This window comes from Erythrobacter sp. WG, from assembly GCF_026586795.1.
GTDB lineage: Bacteria > Pseudomonadota > Alphaproteobacteria > Sphingomonadales > Sphingomonadaceae > Erythrobacter.
Genome location: NZ_JAPFGY010000005.1, coordinates 104,161 through 117,051 on the forward strand (window position 1 = coordinate 104,161; position 12,891 = coordinate 117,051).

Annotated in this window: 13 protein-coding genes; 11 read left to right on the top strand and 2 right to left on the bottom strand. The window is 68.5% G+C overall.

Annotation, left to right across the window (positions count from 1 at the left end):
- Window positions 1–221: 221 nt before the first annotated feature.
- Both OPU67_RS04195 and OPU67_RS04200 read right to left on the bottom strand, forming a co-directional pair.
- Window positions 222–1,205 carry an MBL fold metallo-hydrolase gene (locus tag OPU67_RS04195; protein ID WP_267617781.1) on the bottom strand — a complete coding sequence of 328 codons (984 nt, stop codon included), beginning with the start codon at window positions 1,203–1,205 and terminating at the stop codon, window positions 222–224.
- The gene (locus OPU67_RS04200) at window positions 1,205–3,505 is read right to left on the bottom strand and encodes a TonB-dependent receptor (RefSeq protein ID WP_267617783.1); all 2,301 of its coding nucleotides are present in this window, start codon (window positions 3,503–3,505) and stop codon (window positions 1,205–1,207) included. The genes OPU67_RS04195 and OPU67_RS04200 overlap by 1 nt, the downstream gene beginning before the upstream one ends.
- Before the next feature lie 136 nt (window positions 3,506–3,641).
- On the opposite strand from OPU67_RS04200, the gene OPU67_RS04205 reads away from it, so the two are divergent.
- From OPU67_RS04205 to OPU67_RS04255, 11 genes are all read left to right on the top strand, one after another.
- Window positions 3,642–4,556 (top strand): LysR family transcriptional regulator, encoded by a 915-nt coding sequence (locus tag OPU67_RS04205; protein WP_267617784.1) that lies wholly within the window; start codon window positions 3,642–3,644, stop codon window positions 4,554–4,556.
- Window positions 4,557–4,652: 96 nt separating this feature from the next.
- Window positions 4,653–5,771, top strand: coding sequence for an FAD-dependent oxidoreductase (locus tag OPU67_RS04210; RefSeq protein ID WP_267617786.1), 1,119 nt, complete (start codon window positions 4,653–4,655; stop codon window positions 5,769–5,771).
- A 30-nt stretch (window positions 5,772–5,801) separates the two neighbouring features.
- A complete protein-coding gene (locus OPU67_RS04215) occupies window positions 5,802–6,704 on the top strand; it encodes a VOC family protein (RefSeq protein WP_267617788.1) in 903 nt (300 codons plus the stop codon).
- Between the two features lie 3 nt (window positions 6,705–6,707).
- Complete coding sequence (locus OPU67_RS04220) at window positions 6,708–7,865, top strand: alpha/beta hydrolase family protein (protein WP_267617790.1); 1,158 nt, start codon at window positions 6,708–6,710, stop codon at window positions 7,863–7,865.
- Complete coding sequence (locus tag OPU67_RS04225) at window positions 7,862–8,185, top strand: DUF2218 domain-containing protein (RefSeq protein WP_267617791.1); 324 nt, start codon at window positions 7,862–7,864, stop codon at window positions 8,183–8,185. The genes OPU67_RS04220 and OPU67_RS04225 overlap by 4 nt, the downstream gene beginning before the upstream one ends.
- A gap of 30 nt (window positions 8,186–8,215) precedes the next feature.
- A complete protein-coding gene (locus OPU67_RS04230) occupies window positions 8,216–8,995 on the top strand; it encodes a cyclase family protein (RefSeq protein WP_267617792.1) in 780 nt (259 codons plus the stop codon).
- A 3-nt stretch (window positions 8,996–8,998) separates the two neighbouring features.
- Window positions 8,999–9,766 carry an SDR family NAD(P)-dependent oxidoreductase gene (locus OPU67_RS04235; protein WP_267617794.1) on the top strand — a complete coding sequence of 256 codons (768 nt, stop codon included), beginning with the start codon at window positions 8,999–9,001 and terminating at the stop codon, window positions 9,764–9,766.
- Window positions 9,756–10,688, top strand: coding sequence for an NAD-dependent epimerase/dehydratase family protein (locus OPU67_RS04240; protein ID WP_267617797.1), 933 nt, complete (start codon window positions 9,756–9,758; stop codon window positions 10,686–10,688). Before OPU67_RS04235 ends, OPU67_RS04240 begins: the two co-directional genes overlap by 11 nt.
- A 19-nt stretch (window positions 10,689–10,707) precedes the next feature.
- Window positions 10,708–11,673: a fumarylacetoacetate hydrolase family protein gene (locus tag OPU67_RS04245; RefSeq protein ID WP_267617799.1), complete on the top strand. Its 966-nt coding sequence runs from the start codon at window positions 10,708–10,710 to the stop codon at window positions 11,671–11,673.
- The gene (locus tag OPU67_RS04250) at window positions 11,670–12,161 is read left to right on the top strand and encodes a cupin domain-containing protein (protein ID WP_267617801.1); all 492 of its coding nucleotides are present in this window, start codon (window positions 11,670–11,672) and stop codon (window positions 12,159–12,161) included. Before OPU67_RS04245 ends, OPU67_RS04250 begins: the two co-directional genes overlap by 4 nt.
- Window positions 12,158–12,871, top strand: a complete 714-nt coding sequence (locus OPU67_RS04255) for an alpha/beta fold hydrolase (RefSeq protein ID WP_267617803.1) — start codon at window positions 12,158–12,160, stop codon at window positions 12,869–12,871. The genes OPU67_RS04250 and OPU67_RS04255 overlap by 4 nt, the downstream gene beginning before the upstream one ends.
- Window positions 12,872–12,891 lie beyond the last annotated feature (20 nt).

Below are 12,891 nucleotides of genomic sequence, written 5' to 3' on the forward strand. Positions count from 1 at the left end.
GTTAGCCGTGAAGGGCGGAGGCTAGCCCATTCGCGAAGCGGTTGAACAGGGTCTGCGACGAGTATGGCCCGGCGCAGGCGCGGGTTCGACCTGCAACGTGCCTGGCGATGCCCTCAGTACGTCGGCGCCCGGTGGTGCTGCGGGTGCAGGGCTTCGGCGCGCTCGGCCACGCCGTCACCGCCCCGGGTGTCATGGCGGGCGGGGCCGAGGACGGTCCCGCGTCAGAACCGGTCGAGATCGTTCGCCAGTGTCACGCGTCCCGCGAAGTGGGTGCGGATGTCGGCGAGGTAGCGCGCGGTCCGGTCCGGGTCGGGCGTGCCGGCGGCAAAATGGGTGATGACGAGCGCACCGACACCCGCACGCGCGGCAAGCTGGCCGACGGCACCGGGGGTGAGGTGGTGGGTCGACAGATGCTGTTCGAGCTGCCGCCGCGCCTCGGCCGGCATATCGGGTGAATTGCGGTCCACAACAGCGAGTGTCCCGCCCATGTCGATCATCTCGCTGACCAGCAGGTCCGCGCCCCTGGCGAGCTGTTCGACCGCAGGGCTGGGGCCGGTATCGCCGGTGTAGACGATCGAACGGCCCGGCAGATCGAAGCGCAACGAGAAGGATTGGTAGTTGCGGTCCTCGATGCTGCCGGGTGCGAAGTCGTAGTGCGAGTTCTGGACGGCGGTGATGCGCATCCCGTCGACTGAGAGCGTCGCGCCGTCGCGCATTTCGATCACGTTCACGGTTTCGGCCGGGGCCTGCCAGGGTTGGCCGGGGATACCGTAGCCGGCACGGGCGGCGGGCTGCATCGCCGCGACCAGCCCGGCGACCAGTTCGCGCGTGCCGGGCGGGCCATAGATCGTGATCGGCTGGCGCTGGTTGGTCTGGTTGCGCAGCGCGAGCACCGCGGACAGGCCGCCGGTGTGATCGGCGTGGAGGTGGCTGAGGAACACCGCCCGCACGCGGGGCAGGAGTATCCCTGCGCGGGCGAGTTGCCCCACCGATCCGTCGCCCGCATCGACCAGATAGACCCTACCGGCATGAAGCAGGGCATTGGCCGGCTGCGAGCGGTCCGGCGAAGGCACCGGCCCGCCCATCGTGCCGAGCGTGATGAAGGCGTCCTCGGCGGGTGAGGGCTTCATCTCCGTGGGTGCCGACTGCACCGGTGTCGCCGCCAGCCAGGCCGCGAGCGCCAGCGCCGTCAGCCCCCGGCGCATCAGAAGTTGACCCCGAGCCGCACGCCGTAGGTGCGCGGCGGGCGCAGCGCCGCCACCGGCAGATCGAGGATCGGGCGGGTGCCGGCCCGGGCCATGATGCGCTCGTCGGTGATGTTGTTGATGAACCCGGTCAGGCTCCATGCGCCTCCATCGATGGTGAGGTAGGCATCGGCCATCGCGAAGGCACCCTGGCGCTCTTCCGGGCGGAAGTTCGAGTTCATGAAGCGGCTGCTCTCGATGTTGCCGCGCGCGCCGAAGATGAGGTCGAGCCTGTCGGTGAGGTTGAAGGTCCGCTCGTAGGCGATGTTGACGACCCATTCGGGCGACTGCACCGTCGGCCGGCCCGAACAGTCGATATCGAAGAACCGCGCGGCGTTGATCCCCGGGTTCGCCAGGCGGTTGCCGACCACGGTGCACCCGGTCGCCACCGGAGCGCCGGTGCCCGAGAAGTTGGCGGTCCTCAGTTTGTCGTACTTGCCCTTCATCCACAGCACGTCGAGGCTGAACAGATCGTTCCGGCTCGGCGCGAAGCGGGCCTCCAGTTCCGCGCCATAGATGGTGGCCTGCCCGGCGTTGACCGTGGTCGAGCCTTGCGCGAACAGCCCGCCCGCCGTCCGCACGCCGCCTACGAAGGTGATCTGCTGGTCCTGGTAATCCCAGTAGAACGCCTCGAGGTTCAGTTGCAGCTTGTTGCCCGCGAAGCGGTTCTTGGTGCCGATGGTGTAGGCGGTCAGAAGCTCGGGCGCGAAGGTGTTGTTGGGTGGTTCGGCGACGAAGAAGCCGCCCGACTTGAACCCGGTTGCGACGTTCGCATAGACCAGCGACGCCGGGCCCGCGTCCCATTCCAGCCCGGCCTTCCAGGTGAATTTCTCGAAGGACAGCGCGCCCGTGAAGGGCGCACTGAGCGGGGGTTCGACCGGGCCGGGACGACCGCCCGCCGCAACGGAGGTCAGCTGGTCCTTGTCCTCCTTGGTATAGCGACCGCCCGCGACCAGCCGCAGCGTGTCAGTGATGTCGAAGGTCAACTGGCCGAAGGCGGCGAGGCTGACCGTGCTGAGCCGCGGCGTGAAGCGGGTGGTCGACAGGGCGCCCTGGCGGAAGAAATTCTCGGTGTCCTGGTTCTCGCCGAAATAGAACAGCCCCGCGACGTAGCGCAGGCGCTGATCGTCATTCGAGGCGAGCCGGACCTCCAGCGAGGTCTGTTCGGCCAGATCCTTGACGGTCCCGGAAAAGCCGGTGACGTAGGACAGCACATTGACGTCGGACCGCCGGTAGGCGGGGATGACGGTCAGCGTGCCGAAGCCGAGATCGCCGGTGACGGTCGCGCTGATGCCGAAGAACTGGTTGTCGAGGAAGCCGTCGGTGGCCGCCAGCGAAACGCACCCGCTGGTGACGAAGCCGCCCACACCGCCGCAGAAGGGCGGGGCGGTGAGCCGCGAGGCGAGGGTGCGGATTGCGGCCTGCGCGCGCGGATCGGCAAGGCCGACCAGGTCGTCGAGCGGCGGCACCGCGTAGCGCGCTTCCGGCAGCAGGACGGCGCCCGGGCCGCGGCCGTGCTGGTTGAAAAAATCGGCGACCAGCAGCATCGACCACTGGTCCGAGGGCTCGATCAGCAGCGAGGCGCGGATCGCCTCGCCGCGATTGTCGTCGTAGCCGTCCGAGAGGTAGCCGTCCCGGTCCACCACCTGCCCGGCGATGCGCAGCGCAACATTCTCCCCGATCGGGAGGTTGAGCGCGGCCGAGCCCCGCTTCAGGTCGTAGTTGCCGTATTCGAGGGTCGCCTCGCCGCCGAAGTCGCCGAGCACCGGCGTGCGGGGCAGGACGTTGATCGCGCCGCCGGTCGCGTTGCGACCATAGAGCGTCCCCTGCGGCCCCTTGACCACCTCGACCCGCTCGAGATCGTAGAGGACGCCGATGGGCGCGGTGGGCCGGCCGACATAGACACCGTTGAAGTTGAAGGCGACGGCGTTCTCGGCAAAGGAGTTCTGCGCGTTGGTGCCGACCCCGCGCAGGAAGAAGCTGGTCGTGCCCGCCGACGGCTGAACTGACAGCGAGGGCACCACCCTGCCGAGGTTGACCGTGTCCGTGATCCCGGATTTGATGAGATCATCGCCCGTCACCGCCGTCACCGCAAGCGCAGCCCGTTGCAGGTTCTCCTCGCGCCGCTGCGCGGTGACGATGATCTCGCCCAGGCCCTCGGACGGCGTCTCGGCGCCTGTCTCGTCGGCCTGCTGGGCAGCGGCCGGTGACGTCAGCAGGCACCCGGCGAGCATACTCCCCGCCAGCAGAATGGCTTTCATCGCAATCTCCCCTGTCGCGCCGGTTGATCCTTGCGGATTGCCGGTCTTGCTGATGCGCGAGACTAGATTGGAATCGGCCCATTGCTAAAATTTTTTGTTTAGATGATTTTGCACAAATTGGCTGGATAGGTGGCGAATGCGGTTCAAGGGGCTTGATCTCAATCTGCTGGTGGCTTTCCATGAATTGATGGAGGCGCGCAGTGTCAGCCGGGCGGCGGCGAAGCTTAACCTCAGCCAGCCGGCGATGAGCGCCGCATTGGGGCGCCTGCGCGACTATTTCGAGGATGAGCTGCTGGTCGTGCAGGGCAAGCGGATGTTCCCCACGGCCTATGCGGAATCGCTCGTGCCGCTGGTGCAGGACGCTTTGCGCCGGATCGACGCGGTGATCACCACCTCGACCAGTTTCGACCCGGCCACCACGCAGCGCGTCTTCCGGCTGATCGCATCGGATTACATCACGGCCGCCGTGATCGCGCCGCTTTCGCGTCGGCTTGCGCGGATCGCGCCGGGGATCCGGATCGAGGTGGTCCTGCCTTCCGACAACAGCAGCGAGCTGATCGCGCAGGGAAAGTTCGACCTACTCATCACGCCCGAGGAGTTCATCGGCACCAAGCAGCCGGCCGAGCTCCTGTTCGAGGAGCGCCACGTGGTCGTGGGCTGGAACCGGAACCCGATCTTCGCGGACGAGGTCGGGCTGGACCATCTGCTGAGTGCCGGGCACGTCGGTGTGCTGATGGGCGAACAGCGCACCAATTCTTTCGCCGACAACGTGATGGAGAAGCTCGGCCATCCACGCCGGCTCGAGGTCGCCGCGTCGTCGTTCACGCTGGTGCCCTGGCTGCTCATCGAAACCGATCGGGTGGCGCTGATGCACGAGCGGCTGGCGCGGCGCATGGCGGGGATGTTCCCGCTGGCCATCGCGCCCGTCCCGTTTCCCTTTCCGGTGATGCGCGAGATGATGCAGTTCAACCGCGCGCGGGCGGAGGACGAAGGCCTGTCGTGGCTGCGCGGCGAGCTGCGGACCATCAGCGAAATCGATACGCAGTCATAAAAACAATCAAATTTACAGATTTTCTGCCGCCCCTATATCTCGCCCCAAGAGGGGTTTGCGAGCCCCCGTCGGTCAAGGCGAGAGAGGTGGCGAAAGGTGCAGCAGTTGCACATTCTGATCGTGGGCGGGGGGATTGGCGGGCTGACGTCGGCCATCGCTCTGCGCCGCAAGGGCCATGCGGTCGAGGTGATCGAGCGCGACCCCGATTGGTCCGTCTACGGCGTCGGCATCATCCAGCAGGGCAATGTCATCCGGGCGATGGCCGAACTCGGGCTGATCGACGATTACCTCGATGCAGGCTTCGGCTTCGACCGGGTGCAGGTCTTCATCCCCACCGGGCAATGCGTCGCCGACATCCCCACGCCCCGTCTGGTGGATGGCTATCCCGGCAACGTGGGCATCGGGCGGCGCGCCCTGCACAAGGTGCTCGGCGACCGGACCAAGCAGGCGGGTGCGAGCGTGCGTCTCGGGCTCACTGCGACCGCGATCGATGACGATGGCGAGGGCGTTTCGGTGGCCTTCAGCGACGGGACGTCCGGGCGTTACGATCTCGTGATCGGCGCCGACGGCCTCTATTCGCAGACGCGCGCGACGATCTTCCCCGACGCGCCGCCGCCCGAGTTCACCGGCCAGTCGGTGTGGCGCTACAACTTCCGGCGAACCCCGGATGTGATCGGGCTTCAGGCCTACGAGGGGCAGACCGGGATCGGGCTCGTGCCGCTCTCGGACGAACTCATGTATATGTACGTGACCACGCCCGAGTCCGACAATCCGCGCTATGCCACGCAGGATCTCGCCGCGACGATGCGCAGCAAGATCGCCGGCGTTCCCTCGCCCGCGATCCGGGCGCTGGCGGACCAGATCACCGAGGATGACGAGGTGGTCTACAAGCCGCTCGAATGGCTGCTGCTCGAAGGGCCTTGGCACAAGGGCCGGGTGGTGCTGCTGGGCGATGCCGTCCACGCCACCACGCCGCACCTCGGGCAGGGCGCGGGCATGGCGATCGAGGACGCGGTGGTGCTCGCCGAGGAACTCACCGCCGCCGACGCGATCGAGCCCGCGCTGCAATCCTACCGCGACCGCCGCTTCGCACGCTGCCGCTACATCGTCGAGGCCTCGCGCGCGATCTGCTTCGGCCAGCTCGGCAAGGGCCCGCTGGTCGATAACGCGGCTGCGACCCGCGAGATGTTCATGAAGGTGGCAGAACCAATCTGACGGCTGCCGCCGACGTTCTGGAGTTGATCGATGTCCCGAGTAAGCGAAATCCGCCATGTCGGCTATGCCGTCGCCGACCTGGCTGCCGAAGCGGCCTTCTACCGCGACGTGTGGGGCCTGGAAGAGGCGGGCGAAAAGGACGGAATGCTGCACTTCGCGACGCAGGGGCACGACGAGCTCTATGTGGTGCGGCTGCGCCAGGATGCGGTGCAGCGCATCGACATCATCACGCTGGCGGCCGATAGTCGCGCCGATGTCGATGCCTTGCACGCAAGGGTCGCCGCTTACGGCTGCCAGATCGTCTTCGCGCCGCGCGACCTCGACACGCTGGGCGGCGGCTACGGCTTCCGCTTCTTCAGCAAGGACGGGCTCCCCTTCGAGATCTCCAGCGACGTCGCCCGCGGCACCGCACGCGAGCTGACCCGCTGGGAGGGCATCCCCTTGAAGATCAGCCACATCGTGCTGCATTCGCCCGATCATCAGGAAATGGTGCGCTTCTTCACCGACGTGCTGGGCTTCCGGGTGAGCGACTGGCTGGGCGACTTCATGTGCTTCCTGCGCTGCAATTCGGCCCACCACCGCATCGCCATCCTGCCGGGCCCGCCGTGCCTCAACCATGTCGCCTATGACATGCTCGGCGTCGACGACATGATGCGCGGCATCCACCGCCTGAAATTGAAGGGCACGGACATCCGCTGGGGTCCGGGCCGCCACACCGCCGGGAACAACACCTTCAGCTATTTTACCACGCCGGGTGGTTTCGCAGTCGAATACACCTCCGAGCTCGAGGAGGTCGACGATGCGACATGGGAGGCGAAGGTCCATCCGCCCGCGCCGCTCGTCATGGACCAGTGGGGGATCGGGGTCGGCGGACCGCAGACCATGCCGCACCCGGCGCCCGACGCGGGCCTGTTCCAGCCTGCGGGAGTGTGACCCTTGGCCCTGTTCGAATATTTCCCGAACTACATCTGGAACCTCTCCGTCGCGATCGCGATGGAGAGCGGCGGGCAGATCGGCGAGGTCATCGATATGTGCGCGCCGATCCGCGATGCGGCGGCAGGCGGCGCGGATGTCGGCACGCCGGCGTTCATGCAGCAATGGGCGATGATGGGCGACAAGCTGATCGCGCTCGCCGACGAGGACGAGGCGAAGGGGCGCGCGATCAGCGCCTCGAACAAGCTCGAGCGCGCCGCGCTCTACCTGTTCACCGCCGAGCGGATGCAGGGCCACGGCCAGCCGGGCCGCAAGGAGACCTACGCCAAGGCGCGGGCGACCTTCGACCGGTCGACGCGGCTCGGCCGGATCAACCGCGAACGGGTGGAAATCCCGCTGGCGCAGGGCACCATGCCCGCGCTCTACACCCGCGCCGGAGGGCCGGGGCCGCATCCGGTGGTGGTCTATTGCAACGGGCTCGATAGCTGCAAGGAGCTGCTCTACTGGTCGCGCCTGCCCGAGGCGCTGGCGCGGCGCGGGGTGTCGACCCTGTGCGTCGACCAGCCCGGATCGGGGGAGGCGCTGCGCCTCCAGGGCCTGCCGGTCGATCCGCACAGCGAGAACTGGGCCGCGAAGGCGGTCGACTGGCTGGAGGGGCAGCCCGATGTCGACCCGAAGCGGGTCGGCATGACCGGCATCAGCTTGGGCGGCCACTTCGCGCCGCGCGCGGTCGCCTACGAGCCGCGCTTCGCGAGCGGCGCGGTGTGGGGCGCGAACCACAACTGGCGCGAGGTGCAGGACAAGCGGATGCAGCGCGAGGGCGAGAACCCGGTGCCGCATTATTGGGCGCACGTGATGTGGGCCTTCGGTGCGAGCGACATGGACGAGTTCCTCGCCAAGTCCACCGACATGAACTTGAACGGCCACATGGACCGCATCACCGTCCCGTTCCTCGTCACGCACGGCGCCGAGGACCGGCAGATCAGCGTCGCCTATGCCGACGACCTCTACGACCAGCTCGTCAACTCGCCGCGCCGCGAGAAGGTGATCTTCACCGCGCGCGAGGGCGGGGTCGAGCACGTCGGCGCGGACAACATGGCCTATGGCCGCGACCTGATCGCCGACTGGTTCGCCGAAACGCTCGGAGGGGCAACCGCATGACGACCTTCAGCAGCGTGGCCCGCATTCCCACCGCGCACGCCAGCAAGTATCTCCAGCAGGTGTGCAAGCACTGGGAGCACAATCTGCCGGTCAGCTACGACAAGCTGCACGGCGAAATCACCTTCGCCAAGGACGTGCGCGGGGCGGACTGGCCGGCCGATGCGCTGGTGACGCTCGACGCGGATGACACCGCGCTGCTGTGCACCATCAACGCCAGCGCGCAAGGCCAGCGCGACGGGCTGAAGGGCGCGCTCGAGCGGCACATCGACCGCTTCGCCTTCCGCGAGGCGCCGCTGGTCTATAACTGGACCGACGGCTGAAACCGCCCGAACATCGCGAGAGGAAAGCCCATGGCCCGCACCTTCGTCGACCTGTCGATCTATCTCGAGAACGACGTCATCACCGATCCGCCGTTCATGCGGCCCAAGATCACTTACCAGCAGCACGCCGACACGGTGGCGGAACTGGGCCACTTCTTCCCCGGCGTCACCGCCGAGGACACCATCGACGGAGCGGGCTTTGCCGCCGCCGAATGGGTGACGCTCACCACCCACAACGGCACGCATCTCGATGCGCCGTGGCATTTCCATCCGACCATGAACGGCGGCGAGCGTGCCATCACCATTGACGAGGTGCCGCTCGAATGGTGCTTCTGCCCCGGGGTGAAGCTGGACTTCCGGCATTTCCCCGACGGCTATGTCGTCACCGCCGCGGACGTGGAGGCCGAGCTGGCCCGGATCGGGCACGACTTGCAGCCCCTCGACATCGTGCTGGTCAACACCGCTGCCGGCGGCGCGGTGGGCAATCCCGATTTCGTCAACATCGGCTGCGGCATGGGCTACGAGGCGACCATGTATCTGCTCGAACGCGGCGTCCGCGTGACCGGCACCGATGCATGGAGCTGGGACGCGCCGTTCAGCCACACCGCCAAAAAGGTCGCCGAGACCGGCGATACCTCGCTGATCTGGGAGGGACACAAGGCCGGACGCGACATCGGCTATTGCCACCTCGAGAAGCTCCACAACCTCGAGGCCCTGCCGCCGCACGGCTTCACCGTCAGTTGCTTCCCGCACAAGATTCGCGGGGCCTCGGCCGGCTGGACGCGCGCGGTGGCGATCATCGAAGACTGAGCGATGCGGCCGGAGGCTTTCGACCTTGCCGGCCGCACGGCGATCGTCACCGGATCGACGCGGGGCATCGGGTTTGCCATCGCACAGGCCTTCGCAGCCGCAGGCGCCCATGTGGTGCTATGCGGCGAGGATGCGCAGGAAGTCGCCGCCGCGGGTGCTGCGCTGGCCGCGGCGGGTGGCAGCGTCCACGCGGTCACCGGCGATCTCGCCGCGCCCGGCACGCCCGCGCACATCGTCGAGAGCGCGCGCGATGCCTTCGGTGGCATCGACATTCTGATATGCAACGCCGGGATCACGGGCGAGGCGGGCAGCTGGGCACTCGACGATTTCGACCGGGTGATGGCGATCAACCTGCGTTCGATGGTGGCGCTGACAGCCCTGGCGCTGCCGCATATCGCCGCTCGAGGGGGCGGGAGCGTGATTCTGATGTCGAGCCTCTCGGCGCTGCGCGGCAACGCGGCGATCAACGCCTATGCGCTCGCCAAGGCCGGGGTGGCGCAACTGGCGCGCAACCTCGCGGTGCAATGGGGCCCGCGGGGCGTGCGCGTCAACGCGGTGGCACCGGGGCTGATCCGCACGCCGCTGTCCGGGCCGCTGATCGCCGACGAGGCATTCATGGCAAGGCGCCTCGCGATGACCCCGCTGCGCCGCGTCGGCGAGGTCGAGGATGTCGCTGCGACCTGCCTGTTCCTCGCCTCGGCGGGGGCGAGCTTCATCACCGGTCAGCACATCGCCGTCGATGGCGGCACGTCGATCACCGATGGCAGCTGAACCGGGCCCCGTCCTCCTGACCGGCGCGGGCGGCTTTGTCGGCGCGGCGCTGGTGCGCGCGCTGGCGGCGCGCTCCCGCGCGGTCATCGCCACCGATCGCACCGCCATGGACTTCGCGGGCCTCCCCAGCGTCACGGCGATCCCCGGCGAGCTTGACGATCCCGCACTGATCGCGCGCCTCGCCGCCCGGCCGATCTCGGCAGTCGTTCACCTTGCCACCGTCCCCGGCGGCGCGGCGGAGGCCGAGCCGGCGCTTGCGGCCCGTGTCAACCTGGCGGCGGCCATGGCGCTGTTCGATGCCACCGCCGCCCACGGCAATGTCCCGCGCCTGCTCTTCGCAAGCAGCATCGCGGTGTTCGGCGACGCGCTGCCGCCCCATGTCGACGACACCACGCCGCCGCGCCCGATGCTGCGCTACGGCGCGCACAAGGCGATGCTGGAGGAGTGGGTCGCGACGCTCACCCGGCGCGGCGCGGTGCGCGGGCTGTCGGTGCGACTGCCGGGGATCGTCGCCCGTCCGGCGGCGCCCTCGGGCATGAAGTCCGCCTTCCTCAGCAACCTGTTCCATGCGTTGAAGGCCGGCGAACCGATCACGCTGCCGGTTTCGGCCGAGGCGACCGCATGGCTGCTGTCGCGCCGGGCGCTGGTGGAGCAACTTGCGACGGCGCTCGATTGTCCTGCCGATCCGCCCTCGACCCGGCTCAATCTGCCTGCCCTGCGGGTGCGCATGGGCGATCTGGTCGAGGAAGTCGCGCGCCAGACCGGGGCCGACCCGTCGCTTGCGGGCCATGACCCCGATCCCACCATCGAAGCCGCGTTCGGCGCGCAGCCCCCGCTCGCCACGCCGGCAGCCGACGCGCTGGGGCTCGTCCACGATGGCGATCTTTCCGCGCTCGTCTCGCGCGCGCTTGCCGACCTGTGATCCACAAAGGGATATACGCATGAAGCTCGCCACCATCGATAACGGCACGCCGGACGGGGCACTGGTCGTCGTCAGCGCCGATGGCCTGCGCTACCTTGGCGCCGGCACGATCGCCGCAACCTTGCAGGCGGCGCTCGACAACTGGGCCGAGGCCGAGCCGCAGCTGCGCGGCCTTGCCGAGCGGCTCGCGGCGGGCGAGGGGGAGGACACGTCCGCCATCGCCTTCGCCGCGCCGCTGCCGCGCGCGTGGCAATGGCTCGACGGGTCGGCCTATCGCAGCCACGGCGAGCTGATGGAGACCCTGTTCGGCACCGAACCGCCGCCGCCGGGCCGCCCGCTGATGTACCAGGGCCTGTCGCACAGGTTCCTGTCCGCCACCGCCGACGTTCCCTTCCCGCGCGAGGAGGACGGCATCGATTTCGAGGGCGAGTTCGGCATCATCACCGATTTCGTGCCGATGGGCGTGAGCCCGCGCGAGGCGCTCGGTCACATCAAGCTGATCGTCCAGATCAACGATTGGTCGCTGCGCGCGCTCGCGCCGATCGAGATGAAGACCGGCTTTGGCTGGGTGCAGGCCAAGCCCGCCTGCTCGGTGGCGCCCTTCGCAGTCACGCCCGATGCGCTGGGCGATGCCTGGGCCGAAGGCCGCGTTCACCTGCCGCTGGCGGTCGATTGGAACGGCGAGCCATTCGGCAAGGCGGAAGGCGGGCCGATGGAATATGGCTTCCACGAACTCGTCGCCCACGCGGCCAGCACCCGCTCGCTGTGCGCAGGCACGATCATCGGTTCGGGCACGGTGTCCAACGCCAACTTCCGCGAGGTCGGCTCCACCTGCATCGCCGAGCGGCGCGGGATCGAGATGCTGGATGAAGGAGCGGCGCGCACCGGCTTCATGCGCTTCGGCGACCGGGTCCGGATGGAATGCCGTCTGCGGGACGGCGGCCTGTTGTTCGGCGCCATCGACCAGCAGGTGGTGAGGGGGTGAGCGGCTCGCCGCCCGTTCGCCGGATCGTCACCGGTCACGACGCGCAGGGCCGCGCGGTGATCCGCAGCGACGACCTGCTGCCGGTCGAGCCGATCCCGTCGGGCGATGCGGCCTTCAGTCTCGTCTGGACAACCGCCAGCGTGCCGGCCGACAACAATGACGAGACCGACGGGCGGCTGCGCGATGCCGCGCTGACGCTGCATCGCGGCTCGGTGCTCCGGATCGTCGATATGCTGCCGGGCGGCCAGTCGCCGTTCCATCGCAGCAGCAGCATCGATTACGGCATTGTTCTGTCCGGCGCGGTCGAGCTGGAGCTGGACGAAGGGGCGGTAGCCTCCGCCCAGGCAGGAGACATCGTCGTCCAGCGCGGCACGGTCCACCTCTGGCGCAACCCTTCGGCGAGCGAGGTGTGCCGGATCGCCTTCGTGCTGATCGAGGCCGCGCCGGTCGTCGTGGACGGCGTGCCCCTGTCGGATATCGAACCTTGAGCACGCTGCCGCCCGAGCCGCTGGTGCTCGTGCCGGGGCTCCTGTGCGACGAGGCCGTGTGGGCGCACCAGATCGCCGCGCTTTCGCCGCGTCATCCCGTCATCGTGCCCGATTGCACGCGCTTCGACCGTCTCGAAGCCATGGCGGCCCATATCCTCGCAACGGCACCGCCGCGCTTTGCGATCGCGGGCCATTCGATGGGCGCCCGCGTGGCGCTGGAGGTGTGGCGACAGGCATCCGGGCGCGTGGCGAGGCTGGCGCTGCTCGACACCGGCGTGCATCCCCCGTCCCCCGACGAAGCCGAAAAACGCCAGGTGATGCTCGACATCAGCGCCGGGCACGGGATGACAGCTCTCGCCGATGCCTGGCTGCCGCCGATGGTCGCGCCCGGTCGGCTGGCGCGCGACGGAGCGCTGCGCGCGGCGCTCTATGCGATGGTCGAGCGGATGAGCCCGGCGATCCACCGCGCCCAGATCGCCGCGCTGCTGCATCGCCGCGATGCCGCGCCGCTGCTGCCGCAGATCGCCTGTCCGGTTCTGGTCGGCGTGGGCGAACACGACCAATGGAGCCCGCCATCCCAGCACCATCCCATCGCGGCGGCCATTCCGGGCGCGCACATGACGATCTTCGCTGACAGCGGCCACATGGCGCCAATGGAGGCTCCGGACGCGGTGACCGCCGCACTTGCGGTATGGCTTCAGCACGCCTGACTTTCCTATTTGGCGGGGAA